Source organism: Paucilactobacillus nenjiangensis, assembly GCF_005405445.1.
Taxonomy (GTDB): Bacteria; Bacillota; Bacilli; order Lactobacillales; family Lactobacillaceae; genus Paucilactobacillus; species Paucilactobacillus nenjiangensis.
In genome coordinates this window covers 1-17,135 of the sequence record NZ_BJEB01000003.1, presented here as the reverse complement: position 1 = coordinate 17,135, position 17,135 = coordinate 1, and the positions used below count along the sequence as shown (strand labels likewise).

General features: G+C 38.9%; 15 protein-coding genes and 1 pseudogene. 13 read left to right on the top strand and 3 right to left on the bottom strand.

Features of this window, described 5'->3' with window-relative positions:
* The first annotated feature begins 23 nt into the window (after positions 1-23).
* The 5 genes and pseudogenes from FFM59_RS00810 to FFM59_RS00790 all read left to right on the top strand — a co-directional run.
* Complete coding sequence (locus FFM59_RS00810; RefSeq protein ID WP_137601167.1) at positions 24-1,766, top strand: ABC transporter ATP-binding protein; 1,743 nt, start codon at positions 24-26, stop codon at positions 1,764-1,766.
* Positions 1,759-3,594 (top strand): ABC transporter ATP-binding protein, encoded by a 1,836-nt coding sequence (locus FFM59_RS00805; RefSeq protein WP_137601166.1) that lies wholly within the window; start codon positions 1,759-1,761, stop codon positions 3,592-3,594. Before FFM59_RS00810 ends, FFM59_RS00805 begins: the two co-directional genes overlap by 8 nt.
* A gap of 15 nt (positions 3,595-3,609) precedes the next feature.
* Positions 3,610-4,623 (top strand): serine hydrolase domain-containing protein, encoded by a 1,014-nt coding sequence (locus tag FFM59_RS00800; protein WP_137601165.1) that lies wholly within the window; start codon positions 3,610-3,612, stop codon positions 4,621-4,623.
* A gap of 97 nt (positions 4,624-4,720) precedes the next feature.
* On the top strand, positions 4,721-6,328 hold the full coding sequence (locus FFM59_RS00795; protein ID WP_170175890.1) for a glycerophosphoryl diester phosphodiesterase membrane domain-containing protein: 1,608 nt from the start codon (positions 4,721-4,723) through the stop codon (positions 6,326-6,328).
* Positions 6,329-6,340: 12 nt separating this feature from the next.
* Positions 6,341-6,523, top strand: a pseudogene (locus FFM59_RS00790) (hypothetical protein); the annotation flags it as partial.
* Between the two features lie 40 nt (positions 6,524-6,563).
* On the opposite strand, the gene FFM59_RS00785 reads toward FFM59_RS00790, so the two are convergent.
* The 3 genes from FFM59_RS00785 to FFM59_RS00775 all read right to left on the bottom strand — a co-directional run bounded on the left by FFM59_RS00785 (position 6,564) and on the right by FFM59_RS00775 (position 9,134).
* Complete coding sequence (locus tag FFM59_RS00785) at positions 6,564-7,271, bottom strand: type 1 glutamine amidotransferase (RefSeq protein ID WP_137601162.1); 708 nt, start codon at positions 7,269-7,271, stop codon at positions 6,564-6,566.
* Positions 7,271-8,614, bottom strand: a complete 1,344-nt coding sequence (locus tag FFM59_RS00780) for a Mur ligase family protein (RefSeq protein WP_137601161.1) — start codon at positions 8,612-8,614, stop codon at positions 7,271-7,273. Before FFM59_RS00780 ends, FFM59_RS00785 begins: the two co-directional genes overlap by 1 nt.
* Positions 8,615-8,711: 97 nt before the next feature.
* Positions 8,712-9,134 (bottom strand): MarR family winged helix-turn-helix transcriptional regulator, encoded by a 423-nt coding sequence (locus FFM59_RS00775; RefSeq protein WP_170175889.1) that lies wholly within the window; start codon positions 9,132-9,134, stop codon positions 8,712-8,714.
* A 149-nt stretch (positions 9,135-9,283) separates the two neighbouring features.
* Here FFM59_RS00775 and FFM59_RS00770 point away from each other — a divergent pair, with 149 nt between their 5' ends.
* From FFM59_RS00770 to FFM59_RS00735, 8 genes are all read left to right on the top strand, one after another.
* Positions 9,284-9,853, top strand: a complete 570-nt coding sequence (locus FFM59_RS00770; RefSeq protein ID WP_137601159.1) for a thymidine kinase — start codon at positions 9,284-9,286, stop codon at positions 9,851-9,853.
* 21 nt (positions 9,854-9,874) lie between these two features.
* Positions 9,875-10,957, top strand: a complete 1,083-nt coding sequence (prfA, locus tag FFM59_RS00765; protein WP_137601158.1) for a peptide chain release factor 1 — start codon at positions 9,875-9,877, stop codon at positions 10,955-10,957.
* Positions 10,950-11,807 carry a peptide chain release factor N(5)-glutamine methyltransferase gene (prmC, locus tag FFM59_RS00760; protein ID WP_174795631.1) on the top strand — a complete coding sequence of 286 codons (858 nt, stop codon included), beginning with the start codon at positions 10,950-10,952 and terminating at the stop codon, positions 11,805-11,807. Before prfA ends, prmC begins: the two co-directional genes overlap by 8 nt.
* A gap of 5 nt (positions 11,808-11,812) precedes the next feature.
* A complete protein-coding gene (locus FFM59_RS00755) occupies positions 11,813-12,823 on the top strand; it encodes an L-threonylcarbamoyladenylate synthase (protein WP_137601156.1) in 1,011 nt (336 codons plus the stop codon).
* A 76-nt stretch (positions 12,824-12,899) separates the two neighbouring features.
* On the top strand, positions 12,900-14,132 hold the full coding sequence (gene glyA, locus FFM59_RS00750) for a serine hydroxymethyltransferase (RefSeq protein WP_137601155.1): 1,233 nt from the start codon (positions 12,900-12,902) through the stop codon (positions 14,130-14,132).
* A 75-nt stretch (positions 14,133-14,207) separates the two neighbouring features.
* Positions 14,208-14,837, top strand: a complete 630-nt coding sequence (gene upp / locus FFM59_RS00745; RefSeq protein WP_137601154.1) for a uracil phosphoribosyltransferase — start codon at positions 14,208-14,210, stop codon at positions 14,835-14,837.
* A 207-nt stretch (positions 14,838-15,044) separates the two neighbouring features.
* On the top strand, positions 15,045-16,163 hold the full coding sequence (locus tag FFM59_RS00740) for a YibE/F family protein (RefSeq protein WP_137601153.1): 1,119 nt from the start codon (positions 15,045-15,047) through the stop codon (positions 16,161-16,163).
* Complete coding sequence (locus FFM59_RS00735; RefSeq protein ID WP_137601152.1) at positions 16,160-16,924, top strand: YibE/F family protein; 765 nt, start codon at positions 16,160-16,162, stop codon at positions 16,922-16,924. The genes FFM59_RS00740 and FFM59_RS00735 overlap by 4 nt, the downstream gene beginning before the upstream one ends.
* Positions 16,925-17,135 lie beyond the last annotated feature (211 nt).

Genomic DNA, 17,135 nt, shown 5'->3' with positions numbered 1-17,135 from the left:
ACTAAATTCAAAGGAGAAAGCCATTGTTTAAAATCGCACGAAAAAATTTTGCTTGGTGGGCAGTTGCTCTTGCAGTCCTATTCTTGCTTTTACAAGTTAGTGCTGACTTGTATTTACCAACCATTACCTCAGATTTGATTGATAAGGGAATTGCACAAAATGACCAGTCCTATATATGGAGTCAAGGTGGGAAGATGTTAATTGTCGCCTTAATTGGTTTATTAGCCGCTGGTGGCAACGTTTATTTTGCCTCAACTCAGGCAATGAGAGTTGGACAAAAATTACGGACTCAAATGTATTCAAAAATTATTAATTTCTCCAGTCGTGAATTCACTGATTTTGGGGACTCATCATTAATTACGAGAACCACAAATGATATCGTTCAAATTCAAAACGTGTTAGTGACGATGCTCCGAATGATGTTACAAGCACCAATTATGTTGATAGCGGCAGGCGTTTTAGCCTATAATCGCGAAGCCAAATTGACGACCGTCTTTTTGGTGTCGTTACCATTACTCGCTGTCAGTGTCTTAATTATTATGTATTTTGTTGTGCCATTATTTAAATCCATTCAAAAGAAAACTGACCGGATTAACTTAGTTTTTCGTGAAGGATTGACAGGTGTACGTGTTATTCGTGCCTTCAATCAGGATCAATTTGAACAAGACCGCTTTGATGTAGCCAATAAAGATTACACGGCGACATCAACTAAAGCTCAAACGATTGTTTCGTTTATGTTTCCAATTATGACGTTAATATTGAGTGGTACAAATATTGGAATTATTTGGTTAGGCGGTCACTTAATTGGCGATATGTCGATGCAAGTCGGTAATTTGGTTGCCTTTATGACATACTCAACTCAAATTTTGATGAGTTTCATGATGTTATCAATGGTCTTTGTGATGGTGCCACGTGCTCAAGCTTCTGGTCAACGGATTAATGAAGTGCTAGACCGTGAAAGCAGTGTTAAAGATGCTCAAGGAAATGATTTGAAATCATTTGATCAAAGTCAGCCTGCTTCATTGGAATTTGATCACGTTGATTTTACGTATCGTGGGGCGGAAAATATGGCCTTACAAGATGTCAACTTTAAGGCGACGTCAGGACAAACGGTCGCGATTATTGGTGGAACAGGTTCGGGTAAATCGACCATGGTGAACTTGATTCCGCGCCTATTTAACGTTGATCATGGTGAGATAAAGGTTAATGGTCAGAATAATGCCTCAGTTAGCCAAAATCAATTACACGAAGCCATTTCAATTACGCAACAAAAAGCGGTGCTCTTTAAAGGGACGATTCGCTCGAACATGCAGTATGGTAAAAGCGATGCAAGTGATGATGAAATATGGCATGCGCTGGATATTGCTCAATCAAAAGATTTCATTGAAGAAAATGGCGGGTTGGATGCAATTGTTGAACAAAACGGGGACAACTTCTCTGGTGGTCAACGACAACGGTTAGCGATTACTCGAACCATTATCAAACCGGCGTCAATCTACGTATTTGATGATTCATTTTCTGCTTTAGATTTTAAAACGGATGCTGAATTGAGAATGGCATTGAAGCAAGATGAAAATGTTGCCAATGCCGTAAGTGTAATTGTAGCGCAACGGGTTTCCACTGTCGCTGATGCCGACCTAATCCTGGTGATGGATAATGGCAAGGTGGTTGGTCAAGGGAAACATCAAGAGTTAAAGGCCAATAACGAAACTTATCGCCAAATTGTGGAATCACAAATTCGGGAAGGGGATGGACAAAATGCGTAATCCTAATCATGGGTCAAAAGGCCCCACTGAAAAACCCCAACATTTTTGGCCAACAACGAAACGCCTCTTTAAGTACATGGGTCGCTGGATTCCTGGAGTTGTCATCTCCATTGTTTTAGGTGCCGTTTCGGTTGTATTATCGGTGAATGCTCCTAAAGTGCTTGGGCAAGCAACCACTGAGATTTATAAGGGTGTGACTAAAGGATATGGCGAAATGAAAGCCGGACTACACGTCACCAGTTTGCCAATTAACTTTGACAAAATCATTCAAATTTTAATTGTAGTCGGACTTTTGTATGGAATTTCAGCCATATTCAGTATGATCCAACAAGTAGTTATGACTCGAATTTCACAACAAGTAGTCTATCGGTTACGCCGCGATTTTAAAGCGAAAATGCAACGAGTGCCTGTTAGTTACTATGACACGCATTCAAATGGTGACATTATGAGTCGGGCAATTAATGATATGGATAACATTGCCGGAACCTTACAACAAAGTTTGATTCAAATTGTGACTAGTATTTTAACCTTCTTCGGTGTGTTGTATTTCATGCTGACGATTAGCTGGAAGTTAACGCTTTTAGCTTTAATTACGGTACCAATTAGTTTAGTGATTGTTGGGATTATTGCTCCAAAATCACAAAAATTGTTTGCCAAACAACAAGCTAGTTTGGGAAAATTAAATGATCAGGTCGAAGAAAACTATGCTGGTCATACAGTCGTTAGAACCTTTAATCATGAACAAGATGCGATTGATAAGTTCAACGGCCAAAATAGTGAATATTACAAGGCCGCTTGGAAAGCTCAATTTTTCTCAACTTTAATGTTTCCAATGATGAACTTTACAAAAAACTTGACGTATCTACTAGTCGCAGTGGTTGGAACGCTTGAAGTGGCCAGTGGAACAGTGACATTGGGGAATGTGCAAGCAATGTTGCAGTATACTAACCAACTTTCACAACCAATTACTCAAATTGCTAACCTTTCAAATACCATTCAAGCAACTATTGCTTCTGCTGAACGAATTTTTGCTGTTCTGGATGAACCAGAAATGGAAGATACGATTCAAGCTGATAGCAAAGCAATCGATATTAGTGCTAAAGTGGTGTTCGATGATGTCGCCTTTAGTTACGACAAAAATCCATTAATTAAGGATTTCAACTTATTGGCGCCGAAAAATGATATGGTAGCCATCGTCGGCCCAACAGGTGCTGGTAAGACAACCATTATTAATTTATTGGAACGCTTTTATGATATTCAAAGTGGAAATATTTATTTGGATGGCAAAGAAACACGTAATATGACCCGTGAAGAAGTTCGGAGTCACTTTGCGATGGTTCTTCAAGAAACGTGGTTATTTACCGGTTCAATTTTTGATAACATCAAATATGGTAATGAATCAGCCACGGAAGAAGAAGTGTATGCTGCCGCAGAATCAGCACATGCGGATGGCTTTATTCGTCAATTACCGGATGGATATAACACTATCTTAGATGAATCTGCATCTAACATTTCACAAGGGCAACGGCAATTAATTACAATTGCGCGTGCGTTCGTCGCTAATCCTGAAATTTTAATTTTAGACGAAGCAACCAGTTCAGTTGATACCCGGACTGAATCCTTGATTCAAAAGGCAATGAATAGTCTGCAACAGAACCGCACAAGTTTTGTTGTCGCACATCGCCTCTCGACAATTAGAAATGCAGAGAATATTATTGTAGTTAACCATGGTTCAATTGTAGAAACTGGTAATCACGATAACCTGATGAAACAAAATGGCTTCTACGCCGACTTATATAATAGTCAGTTCCTTGGTAATCAAATTTAGAAGGACGGCTGCATAATGGCATATGAATACTCACGGACAATCAAACAAATCCATCAATTGGTGGAGGATGGCATTGCTCCTGGAGTTTCATATGCTATTTTTGATGGTCAACATGAAATTAGTGAAGTTTTCGGTAATGCTCAAGTAGTTCCAACTATTGAACAGTTACAAGCAGGAATGCAGTATGACGTTGCATCTCTGACTAAAGTCATTGGGACAACAACGGTCATCATGCACATGGTTCAAGCGGGCAAATTATCTGTCGAGGACAGCGTGCAAGCTTATTTACCAGAGTTTGGTGATTCGAGGGTGAAAATCCGTCATTTATTGACGCACACTTCGGGGATTGAAGGATACATCCCAAATCGCGATGATTTGGATGCAACTCATTTACATCAAGCGTTATTGAGTTTGACTGTGTCGAAAAATTTTGGGCAGCAAGTTAAATACGCTGATATTGGATTAATCTATTTGGGTTGGATTATTGAAAAATTCTATCAACAGCCGGTGCAACAAGTAATTGAGACTGAAGTTTTGGGGCCTTTAAAAATGATGGATTCAAGCTTTTCACCACTGAAAGAAAATTGTGTCCCAACACAGATGCATCCAACCCGAGGATTGATTCGCGGAGTTGTTCATGATCCGAAAGCCTATACTTTAGGAGCCCATTGTGGGAGTGCGGGGTTATTTTCAACACTGACGGATGTGGTTTCGTTTGCCCATCAGATGATTGATTCGAATTTAAATGGCTTATTAACTGATTCGACGAGAGCACTTTTGCAAGTAGATCAAACACCAATCGCGGGATTTCATGGTCGAACTTTTGGTTGGAGATTACTTCAAGATCGAAATGATCAACACAACATTTTGTACCATACGGGGTATACCGGTACTTGGTTAACGATTGATTTAGCCACTAATCAAGCTTTTGTATTTTTGTCAAATCGAGTTCATCCAAATGATAATAATAGTGTGTATTTGCCACGGCGAGATCAAATAATTAGTACTTATTTAGATGAAAAATGTTAAATAATTGTAGTTCTTTGCGTTAATGTATAAAATAACGGTAACGAATTACTGGTAGGTCCCAGGAATTTGGGACCTTTTTTATATGGTGGGGGAGATTATGAAAAAAATATTGGGGATGTATCGCCGTTATTGGCGACAATTCAGTAAATATTGGGGTTATTTTATTTTAGTGACAATTGGTTCGAGTTTTATTATTGGCCAAGTGGTAATTCCAGGATTAACGTGGCTTGTCCAAAAAATGATGGAACTTGCCAATATTCCGTACTTATCTTACACGAACATTGTGAGTGTGATTATTGGTCATCCGGTAGTCGCTGTGGGCCTGTTAATAATTTTGATTATTACATTGCTGGCAGCATATTTGCAATTTACGATTTGGATGGCTATTGTGGCCAATATCAGGGCACAACAAAACGTCTCAATTTGGCAGTTGATTGTTGAGCGAATTAAAGATTTAAGGCGAGTGCGCTTTACAACCATGCTGGTGACCATTGCATATTTAATAGTTGTGGTGCCATTTAGCAAAACTATTTTTCAATCTGAATTGTTATCAAAAATTACAATTCCAGTTTTTATTTTAGATGATATGTGGAATTCAGCGACTATTTGGGTGCCAATCGTTACATTCACATTGGTGGCAGTATTTTTATCGATTCGCTTGATTACATTTTTACCGGGGACCATTAATCGACATGAAACAACCTTCGAAGTGATTGTTGATAGTTGGCGAGAAACTAAAGGACACTTCTTCAAAATTGCAGTCAAACTGTTCGCGAGTTCATTTTTGTTAGGCTTAATCGGTGCAGTTTCTCGTGGCATTTTATACGTAGTGCAAACATTATTAGATCAACATTTACCAGCCATAGCTCTTGGCGGAGCAGTGATTAATTTGATGCTGTTAGAAATTATCAACCAAATCTTGATGGTCATGGGAGTGGTATTTATTGTGAATATCGCTTTGGATGAGTTTCAAGGAAGTATTGTTTCGAAGTCGGCGCAAACTAACGGCGTGGTACGTTTTAAAAAATTAAAAAGAAGCTTAGCTGTCGTGCTTGTGGTAGTTATTGGTGGGGCGGCCGGAGTTTATAATTTTGCATATTTTAAAGGTGCGTTAATTGATCCACCATTGGTGATTGCTCATCGGGGTGTTGATGATCAAAATGGAGTTCAAAATACCATTCCGGCGCTTGAAAAAACAGCTAAAGAAAAGCCAGATTTTGTTGAAATGGATATTCACGAAACTAAGGATCATCAATTTGTGGTAATTCATGATGGTAATTTGAAAAACTTAGCTGGAGTCAATAAGAAGGTGCATGATTTAACCTTGGCACAGTTGACACAATTAACCGTGAGTGAAAATGACCAGTCAGCTAAAATTCCTAGTTTCAATGATTATTTGGCCGCTGCGGAGAAAAATCACCAAAAGTTATTGGTGGAAATTAAGACTTCTAATGAAGACAGTCCTGAGATGGTTTCAAACTTTCTGAAGCTATATCAAAAACGGATGTTGGCAGATGGAAATTATATGCATTCGTTAAGTTACCCTGTGATTACGAAGGTAAAAAAACAAGAACCACAGCTGTTTTCAAGTTTTATTTTGCCTTATAATTTGGCATTTCCAAGGACGCAGGCCAATGCGTACACGATGGAAGAGACTACATTGACGCAGGCATTTATGGATCAAGCTCATAAACGCAACAAATAAGTATACGCTTGGACAGTCGATGATCCAGATCAAATGCAGCGACTATTATTTTTAAATGTTGACGGCATTGTGACTGATGATACTTTAGAGCTACAAAAAGTTATTCAAGATAATAAAGACCATCCTTCGTATGCAAATCAATTAATGATTTATACCAATCAATTAAATGGGGTTAGTGGCACACCACAAAATTAGTCAAAAAAACGACTCGCTATCAAGCGGGTCGTTTTGTGATTTAAAAAGTAGGTTGCACTTCGTATTGTTCTTGTGTCGTAAAATCAACATCTGGATATTTATTATGGAGCGCTTTTAAAATCATTCGTTTAGCTAGTAGCCCATTTCTCGTTAGGACTGGGCCGTGGAAGTATGAGCAATAGGTTTGTTTGTAAATGGCGCCTTCGCTATTGTCTTGATCGTTGTTACCATTGCCGGACACCACTGTTCCAAGTGGTTTTTCGCCGTCACCAAGGAAAGTCATGCCGTTATGGTTTTCAAAGCCGTGGTAGACTTCACCAGTGTCTTCACTTTTAATGGTAATGTCTCCGATAAAACGGTTGTTATTTTGATTCAGGGTGTAGTGATTTAAGACCCCAATTCCCGGGATTTTTTTGCCTTGAGCACTGAGATAATAGTGACCCAATAGTTGATAACCACCACAAATGGCTAACATGGGTTTGTCAGCTTCAATGAATTTTTGGATTTCAGCTTTTTTATTTTGGATATCTTTAGAAACGATGACTTGTTCATAATCTTGACCGCCACCAAAGAAGGCGAGGTCAAAGTCATCTGCGTGGAAGTCATTTTCCGTACTAATGACAGTCGTTTGAATCTCGGTATCCATTTGTTTTGCATAATATTGTAATGCCAAAATATTACCAACGTCGCCATAGGTATTTAATAGGTCACCATACAAATGTGCTAAATTCAAAACATATTTGGCCATTAAGCATCCATCCCTTCTTTAATCAATTTCTGATCAGCTAATTGTTTGCGAAGTTGCAATACCGCGGTATAAGTTGCTAGGACATAAACTTTTTTGGTGGGTAGCTCAGTGATTCGTTGAACAACATCTTTTAACTCGGGTTCAATAATTAAATTATCAACGCCAGCAACTTTTAGTCTGAATGTGATGTCTTTATATCGCTCTCCACCAGTGATGAATTGAGGAATATCGTGTTTTTTTAATTTTTCAAAGTTACCATCCCAAATCCAACTAGTATCAATCCCATCGGCGTAATTGGCGTTTAAGAGACCAACAAATGAAAATGCATCTTTATCTGACAAAATCATGTCAATTACTTGATTAAGTCCTACTGGGTTTTTAACCAAAATTAAGGTCACTTGCTTGTCTCCAACTTGAATAACTTCTTGTCGGCCAAAAACGTGACTATCATTTTCGAAAGCATTTTTAATTTGATCAGTGGAAATATCTAAGAAACGTCCCAAGGTATACGCTGCTAGCGCGTTGTAGATGTTATAGGTGCCACCAATTTGGATTGAATATGGCTTACCATCAATCTCAAAGGAAGAACTAGTGGGCGTTAATTCTGTTAAACGGGTGACTTGATTGGTTAATTCAGGTCGTTTGAATCCACAATTTGGACAGAAATAATCGCCTAAATTTCCGTAGGTGATAAAGCCATAATGTAAGATGTGATTACATTTGGGGCATAAAACGCTATCCGTATTAGCAGGAGCTTTAATGTCCCCAGCTGGTAAGTGGTTAAAACCGTAGTAGATAATTGGATTGGGCAGTGTTTGAGAATTAAAAATCATCGCATCACCATTAGCAATAATGGTTGCCTTAGGTGCGTTAGCAACACCATCCAAGATTTTTTGATATGTTGTGTACAATTCACCATAGCGGTCCATTTGATCACGGAACAAATTGGTGAAGACAAAGGCGATTGGAGTGATATGTTTGGTAACCTTAATCACGTTAGCTTCATCAACTTCTAACACAGCAATGGTTTTACCATTTTTGGATTTTTTAGCAGTTATGAATGTAGTCACAATACCTTGCTCCATGTTTGAGCCGGTTGGATTGGTGACAACATTGTCAAAGCCTTCTTTTAATACTTTGACGCTTAGCGCAGTGGTTAATGTTTTACCATTGGTCCCAGTGACAATTACGACATCATAATCCTTACCAAATGCGCGTAAAATGTTGGGGTCCAGTGCGACCGTGATTTTGCCGGGCAGTGAGCTACCACCATGAAAAAAATTGTGTAGCAACCAATAACTTGATTTACCGGCTGCGGCTGCAAATGAACTTCTAATCGACATTAAAAAATTTCCTCCAGTTATGAATTGTTGTGGTTAATCATAAACCGTATTGTTTTATTTGAAAATATTGGTATCTTAATTTACATAAACTTAATAATTAATTAGTTAAATTGGCAAAATGTTGATTCAGTGTGGCTCGAAAATTTTTTTCCGTGTCTGCACCTAATAAATCAGCGTAGGTCTGGTTCAAATCGTCCCAAACGTTTGCAATTGCCGGAATTAATTTGTGACCCGTGGGGGTTACGTTAATTTTAACGGACCGCCCATCCGACACACGGGTGATGAAACCTTGAACTTCCAGTTTATCCAAAAAGCGAGTAATTGTCGAGCGGTCTAGATATAGTTCATCAGCGATTTCAGAAGGATTAATTGCTGGATTATCAGCGATACACATTAGAACAAATGCCGAGGAGGATGAAAGGCCAATTTGTTTAAATTTAGTATCACCAATCTTAGCGATATAGCGGTTTAAGCGGGCACTAGCAAAGTAGAGACAGTCTGAAAATTGGGGTTGATTCATTGTATGTGTCACCTCCATCAATTGATTGTACATACAATTATAAATAAATATATAGAAAAGTCAATTATATCAATCGTGACTTGTCTGTTCACAAAGGACGTTTTTTTCGGTATACTATTAAGGACTATGCAAGGAAAAGGTGATTCAAATTGGCACAATTATTCTTTAGGTATGGAGCGATGAACTCCGGTAAATCAATTGAAATTTTAAAAGTTGCTTATAACTACGAAGAACAAGGTAAGTCAGTTATTATGATGACTAGTGGACTGGATAATCGTGCTGGGGTTGGTAAAATTTCGAGTCGAATTGGTCTTGAACGCGAGGCACTACCAATTATGCAAGACACTAATATCTTTGATTACGTGCAGGAAACTAATCCGGATGCTGCTTGTGTATTGGTTGATGAAGCTCAGTTTCTCACCAAGGACCATATTTTACAATTGACCAAAGTGGTTGACGACTTGAATATTCCAGTGATGACGTTTGGCCTCAAAAATGATTTTCGAAATGAACTTTTTGAAGGTTCAAAGTACCTATTGATTTATGCAGATAAAATTGAAGAAATGAAAACTATCTGTTGGTTCTGCAAGAAAAAAGCCAGTTTTAATTTAAGAATGCATGATGGGAAACCTGTTTATGAAGGTGAGCAAGTCCAAATTGGTGGTAATGAAGCATATTATCCAGTTTGTCGCCGTCATTATTTCCATCCCACTGTTTAGAAACTTAGGAGAAGACATTTAATGAACGAAATATTTGATAAATTACAAGCGGTCGCCGACCGTTATGATGAAGTGAACGAACTTCTCAGTGATCCAGATGTGATTGCTGATACTGATCGGTTCATGGACCTTTCAAAGGAAGAGGGCAGTTTACGAGAAACTGTCGAAAAATATACTGCTTACAAAAAAGTGGTTCAACAAGTTAAGGATGACGAAGAGTTACTTCGTGAAAACCTCGATGATGAAATGGCTCAGTTAACTAAGGAAGAATTGACTGAATCTCGTGAAGAACAAGAAAATTTAGAAAATGAATTGAAAGTTTTACTGTTGCCTAAAGATCCTAACGATGATAAAAATATCATCATGGAAATCCACGGAGCAGCTGGTGGGGATGAAGCCAGTTTATTTGCTGCAGATTTATTTGAAATGTATTCTCGCTACGCGGAAAAACAAGGTTGGACGGTTGAAATTGTTGACCAAAGTCAAACTGAAGTTGGTGGTTTTAAAGAAATCGTCTTAATGATTAGTGGGGCTAGTGTGTATTCTAAACTGAAATACGAAAATGGCGCCCATCGTGTGCAACGAATTCCAACAACTGAATCGGCTGGCCGAATTCATACTTCAACAGCAACAGTTGGGGTAATGCCCGAAGCTGAAGATGTGGATATCGAACTTGAAGATAAGGATATTCGGACTGATGTCTATCGTTCATCTGGTGCTGGTGGTCAGCATATTAATAAGACTTCCTCTGCCGTTCGAATGACGCATTTACCTACTGGGATTGTCGTCGCTATGCAAGATCAACGTTCGCAACAACAAAACCGGGCCAAAGCTATGCAAATCTTAAAAGCTCGGGTTTATGATTACTATTCTCAAAAAGAAGAGAATGCCTATAATGAACAACGGAAGACTGCGGTTGGAACGGGGGATCGCTCTGAACGAATTCGGACGTATAATTATCCTCAAAATCGAGTGACCGATCATCGCATTGGGTTAACACTTAATAAGTTAGATCGCATTATGAGTGGTGAATTAGAAGACATTATTGATGCATTGATTATTGCTGATCAAGCAGAAAAAATGGAGCAGTTACGTGATGAATAATCCGACTTATCAAGAAGCCCTTAATTGGGCTTCTTCTTTTATCCAGACAAATCAAGATGTTGATCCAACCGCTCCTGAATATTTGTTAAGCATGGAACATGATTGGAATTCAACGCAAATTATTCTGCATCGGAACGATGTAATGATTGATTTTGAGTTTGAAATTTTTAAGGCGCAAGTTGAACGATTAATGCAAAACGAACCAGCTCAATATATCGTCGGTAGAGCACCATTTTATGGACGTACATTTACCGTTAATCAGAATGTGTTGATTCCCGAGAATGAAACCGAAGAACTGATTGAATGGGTTTTAAATGAACATTCAGAAGCACCGTTAAAAGTCCTTGATTTAGGGACTGGTAGTGGGGTAATTGGGATTACTTTGAAATTGGAACGACCAAATTGGTCCGTAGTTGCGAGTGACGTATCAGAGTCAGCTTTAGCGGTCGCCGAGTTGAATGCGGATGATTTAGGCGCAGATGTGTCATTTGTACATAGTGATTTGTTCACCGATTTAAACAACGAAAAATTTGATTTGATTGTGTCCAACCCACCATATATCGGGGATGATGAAAAAGCGGATATGGATAAGTCAGTGTTAGAGTACGTACCACATTTAGCACTCTTTGCCGATCATCAAGGGTTAGCAATTTACGAACGAATTTTTAGTGAATTGACATCACAATTGACACCTCATGGTGAGCTATTTGCTGAGACTGGTTATGGACAAGAAAAAGCAATGCAAGTTTTAACACATCGGATCTTACCAAAAGCAAAAATCCAAACTAAACACGATATCAACGACCAAATGCGGATGATTAAAATTTCAGATTTAAATGAAAGTGACTAATATTTATGGAAACTAAAATTTTTACGACAAATGAAATCAAACAGGCAGCAAAGTTAATTCAGGCAGGTGAACTAGTCGCTTTCCCAACGGAAACAGTTTATGGACTCGGCGCAGATGCAACCAATGAATCTGCCGTCAAGCAAGTTTATTTAGCCAAAGGGCGACCAAGTGACAATCCACTGATTGTTCACGTAGCCGATGTTGCGACGGTTGAAAAATATGCGCAGACTATTCCGGCAGCTGCCTACAAGCTCATGAAGCAGTTTTGGCCTGGATCGTTGACGATGATTTTTACATTAAAGCCAGGTGTGTTGTCGAAATCAGTCACTGGCGGCTTGGCTACAGCCGCTTTTAGATTTCCAGATAATGATGCAACTCGCAAATTAATTGAGTTAGCCGGCCGGCCAATTGTGGGCCCCTCAGCTAATACATCAGGGAAACCAAGTCCAACGACTGCGCAACACGTTTATCATGATTTAAACGGCAAAATTGCCGGGATTTTGGATGATGGAGAAACGAAGGTCGGCGTTGAATCGACTGTCATTGACATGTCGACCGCGATGCCTGTAATTTTGCGACCAGGTGCAGTCACTAAATCTCAAATTGAAGCAGTTATTGGATCAATTGAAAATAATCATCACCACGTGGGTGAAAAAGAAACGCCAAAGGCACCGGGGATGAAGTACACACATTATTCCCCCAAAGCGCAAGTTACGATTTTTGATCCGACGACTGATCTAACGCGTTTAAATGGGTGGCTTAATCAACAAACTCAGGCCATTGGATTGATGCTTAGTAACGATGTCAAAGCCAAGTTAACCCTAAATAAAAACATTGAAACCTATTCATTGGGTAATAATTTACAAGATGCTAGCCATGCATTATTTGCCGGATTACGATATTTTGATGAGCATTCTGAAATTAATACAATCTTGGTTCAAGCCTTTGAAAATCAAGGCTTAGGGACGGCTTATATGAACCGTTTAGAAAAATCTGCTGGTGGTTCGCACTTTTAATAGATAGTTTCACTCGAATATGGTGTATTATTTTAGTAAGTTGTAAATCTTACCGAAAAATAGGAGAGTGCGTGCGATGAACTATACAGAGAAAGATAACCAGTTATGGCAATCAATTGCCCGTGAAGAAGTTCGACAAGAAGACACAATCGAATTGATTGCGTCAGAAAATATTGTTTCGGATGCTGTTCGTGAGGCTCAGGGAACTGTTTTAACTAACAAATATGCTGAAGGATATCCTGGCAAGCGCTACTATGGTGGTTGTCAATTTGTCGACCAAGTAGAACAATTAGCAATTGATCATGCCAAGGAATTATTTGGGGCAGAATATGTTAACGTTCAACCACACTCTGGTTCACAAGCAAATGCGGCGGTGTATCAAGCTCTCATCAAACCAGGAGACACAATTCTAGGGATGGGATTAGATTCAGGGGGTCACTTGACTCATGGGGCAGCGGTTAACTTTAGTGGTAAATTTTATAAATCCTATGGTTATGGACTGAACCCTGAAACAGAATTGTTAGATTATGATGCTATTTTGGCACAGGCAAAAGAAGTTCAACCACAAATTATTGTCGCCGGTGCATCTGCATATAGCCGAGTGATTGATTGGCAAAAATTCCGTGAAATTGCTGACGAAGTTGGCGCTTATTTAATGGTTGATATGGCTCATATTGCTGGGTTAGTTGCAACTGGTGCTCATCCAAGTCCAATTGGCATTGCGGATGTTGTCACAACCACGACTCATAAAACCTTACGAGGCCCTCGTGGTGGAATGATTTTGAGTCAAGAAAAATACGCTAAAAAATTAAATTCAGCTGTTTTCCCTGGTGGGCAAGGCGGCCCATTGGAGCACGTCATAGCTGGGAAAGCGCAAGCATTTTATGAAGCACTCCAACCTTCATTTACCACATATATTAATCAAGTCGTGACCAACGCCAATGCAATGGCAGAAGTATTTAATGCCAGTGATAACGTCCATGTTGTTTCAGGTGGAACGGACAATCATTTGTTTAATATTTCTTTAGTTGACACTGACGTGAATGGGAAGGAACTTCAAAACTTATTAGACAGTGTAAACATCACTACTAACAAAGAATCGATTCCAAATGAACCACTTAGTCCCTTTGTTACAAGTGGAATCCGTATCGGCAGTCCTGCGATTACAAGCCGCGGATTTAGCGAGGAAGATTCTAAAGAAGTAGCTAGATTAATCTTACGAGTTATCAATGAACATGATAATCAAGCTTCAATGGATGAAGTCGCCGCTCAGGTCAAAGAATTAACAAGAGCACATAAAGTAAATTAATTTCAGATTTTGCTACTGAACGGGCGCTATGTCTGGTACAATGGATATGGAATTTTTAGAAGGAGTGTATTAATTATGGGCAAATTTGAAGTACTGGATCATCCACTAATTCAACATAAATTAACATTAATTCGTGACAAGAACATGGGAACGAAAGACTTCCGTGAAACTGTTAACGAAATCTCTACTCTGATGGCATACGAAGTATCACGTGATATGCCGCTTGAAGATGTCGAAGTTGAAACACCAATCACCAAAACTACCCGCAAACAATTGGCTGGTAAAAAAGTCGCCGTTGTTCCAATTTTACGAGCAGGACTTGGAATGGTTGATGGAATTCTTGATTTAATTCCAGCAGCTAAAGTTGGTCACATCGGTATGTATCGCGATGAAGAAACTTTGAAGCCACATGAATATTTTGTTAAGTTGCCATCTGATATTGATCAACGCCAATTATTTGTTGTTGATCCAATGTTAGCTACTGGTGGTTCAGCAATCATGGCCATCGATGCTTTGAAAAAACGTGGAGCATCTTCCATGAAGTTTGTTTGTCTTGTTGCTGCTCCTCAAGGAGTGAAAGCTTTACAAGAAGCACATCCTGATATTGATATTTATACTGCCTCACTTGATGATTCATTGAATGAAAATGGCTACATCGTTCCTGGTTTGGGCGATGCAGGTGATCGTTTGTTTGGTACAAAATAATAAGAGTTTAATGGAGTCGTGATAAAACTAACGTTTTGTTCACTGGCTCCATTTTTTGATATAGACTATTTTTAGAATTAGTGTCATAAGTCAAATTAGTCCTCACAATTTGTACGCTGATTTCACGCTTTTATTTTTATACAAATCTTTTGATTCATAGATAAATCGGTAGGTTACAATTAGGGTTGATGACGTAGGAGGAGTTTCATGAACTCGATAAAACGATGGTGGACGAAGAAAAAAATAATAACGTTTTTAATTTTGGTATTGATTGGCATTGTCTCAATGCTTTTTGTGACGCATAATCAAATGCTTTATCACGACACAATTGCTAAAGTTACAACAGTTCAAACTGACAAACCACAAAAACAAGTTGATACTTTCCAAAACGTGGATCATTTGACGGACCAGAAGTTGCATTTGGTGCTGATGAATGGTGATAAAAAAGGTCAAACCTTGACTATTACAAATCAGTATTCGGATTCTCAAGCCACTGATCAAAAGTATAAGGTGGGGGATCAGATATTTGTCAAATTGCACACGTACGATGGCAAACTCGGGGGTACGATTAAAGGATTTAAACGTGATTCAGTTTTAGTTTTCTTAGCCTGGTTAGTGGTCTGCTTGTTAGTCATGTCGATGGCATTTAAGGGTGCAATGGCGCTATTTAGTGTCTTGCTCAACGCCACGTTGTTCCTGTTCGCGGTGAAACTGGATTTAAAATGGCAAGGAAACCACGTCATGCTCATTTTCGGCGTCTTAGCGGTCATCTTTTCAGTGTTAACCCTATTACTGGTGTTGGGGCCAAGTAAGCGAATGCTGGCGACTTTAGGGGCGACAGTGCTAGGAACTAGTATCTCAATGCTGATTAGCCTAGCCATTTTTGCTTTAACTCAAGAAAAGGGCATGTTTTATGAATCAATGGAATACGTGACACAAGTTCCACGTCCCTTATTTTTAGCCGAAACATTATTGGGATCACTTGGGGCAGTCATGGATGAGTCCACAGATATCGTGGCCACGTTATTTGAACTAAAAAGTATTGATCCTAAGGTTAGCCGAGGGCAACTATTTTTATCTGGTCGTAAAGTTGGTCAATCAATTATGGGACCGTTAGTTAACGTGTTATTTTTAATTTTCATGACTGATACTTTTATTTCTGCATTGCTCTATATAAAAAACGGTAATTCTTGGGGCTATACCTTCGCCATGAATATGAGCTTAGGGACAGTTCAAAGCTTAATTAGTGGGATTGGCATAGTGTTGGCAATCCCGGTTGCTAGTGGCCTGGCAGCATTGCTATTAGGAAGAAGGCGAGCGGCATGACAACTATTACAGCGTTGGGATTAACTTTACTAATTTTAATGGTGATAATTGGTGGTAAACAAGGATGGAAAGCTTTTATGAGTTTAGTCCTAAATTTTGGCTTGTTATTTTTTGCCGTGATTTTGATTGCCTTCCATGTGCCACCAATGTTTGTGACAGTCAGCGTCGGTATCGTGATTTTAGCGATTACTATTTATATGGGTGATGATGATTTATTAACTTCGCAAACTGCTTTTTATGCATCATTAATTGTGATGGCGATTTTATTGATTATAATTGTGCCAGTTGAACACTGGGCGATGGTGCAAGGCTTTGGAGCTGAAGACTCTGATGCGCTTGAAGGGATGTCTTTGTATATTGGCATGGACTTTTTAAAAATTTCTGTGACAACGACTATTTTGAGTACATTAGGGGCGATTGCAGAAGCTTCAATTGCCATTTCAGCTGGTTTGTCGGAAGTACTAGAACAACACCCAGATTTGAGTAATTCAAGCTTGATGGCCAACGGGATGTCCATCGGAGAGTCCATTTTAGGAACGACGTTTAATACCTTGTTTTTTGGATTCTTTGGAGGCTTTTTAGCACTATTTATTTGGTTTATGGGTTTGAATTATTCGTTTGGTGAAATTATGAATAACAAAATTTTTGTGTCCGAATTAATTATGATTTTTGTCTCCTTTATCGGAGTAATTATCACAATTCCGTTAACAACGTTAGTGATGACTCGACAACGACATAAAAAGTTCGTTGACAACGAATAAAGATATCTATATCATAGATGACAATATTAAGAGTCCTTTTAAAGTAGTCCCGTGAGGCTACTAAGGGAGACAGTGGAATATGTATAATCCTTGTTGCCTTTAAACCTTCGCGGGTTTGAAGGCTTTTTGAATTTTAAGACATGTGGTATTAAGTCAATAGATTAATTTTACCAATGTCCAAACTTAAGAGGTGGTAAGAGCTAAAAATGAT

Excerpts from the sequence above, each read along its gene's own strand:
- FFM59_RS00805 (WP_137601166.1), top strand. The coding sequence starts at position 1,759 with ATGCGTAATCCTAATCATGGGTCAAAAGGCCCCACTGAAAAACCCCAA.
- FFM59_RS00800 (WP_137601165.1), top strand. The coding sequence starts at position 3,610 with ATGGCATATGAATACTCACGGACAATCAAACAAATCCATCAATTGGTG.
- FFM59_RS00795 (WP_170175890.1), top strand. The coding sequence starts at position 4,721 with ATGAAAAAAATATTGGGGATGTATCGCCGTTATTGGCGACAATTCAGT.
- FFM59_RS00785 (WP_137601162.1), bottom strand. The coding sequence starts at position 7,271 with ATGGCCAAATATGTTTTGAATTTAGCACATTTGTATGGTGACCTATTA.
- FFM59_RS00780 (WP_137601161.1), bottom strand. The coding sequence starts at position 8,614 with ATGTCGATTAGAAGTTCATTTGCAGCCGCAGCCGGTAAATCAAGTTAT.
- FFM59_RS00775 (WP_170175889.1), bottom strand. The coding sequence starts at position 9,134 with ATGAATCAACCCCAATTTTCAGACTGTCTCTACTTTGCTAGTGCCCGC.
- prfA (WP_137601158.1), top strand. The coding sequence starts at position 9,875 with ATGAACGAAATATTTGATAAATTACAAGCGGTCGCCGACCGTTATGAT.
- prmC (WP_174795631.1), top strand. The coding sequence starts at position 10,950 with ATGAATAATCCGACTTATCAAGAAGCCCTTAATTGGGCTTCTTCTTTT.
- FFM59_RS00755 (WP_137601156.1), top strand. The coding sequence starts at position 11,813 with ATGGAAACTAAAATTTTTACGACAAATGAAATCAAACAGGCAGCAAAG.
- glyA (WP_137601155.1), top strand. The coding sequence starts at position 12,900 with ATGAACTATACAGAGAAAGATAACCAGTTATGGCAATCAATTGCCCGT.
- upp (WP_137601154.1), top strand. The coding sequence starts at position 14,208 with ATGGGCAAATTTGAAGTACTGGATCATCCACTAATTCAACATAAATTA.
- FFM59_RS00740 (WP_137601153.1), top strand. The coding sequence starts at position 15,045 with ATGAACTCGATAAAACGATGGTGGACGAAGAAAAAAATAATAACGTTT.
- FFM59_RS00735 (WP_137601152.1), top strand. The coding sequence starts at position 16,160 with ATGACAACTATTACAGCGTTGGGATTAACTTTACTAATTTTAATGGTG.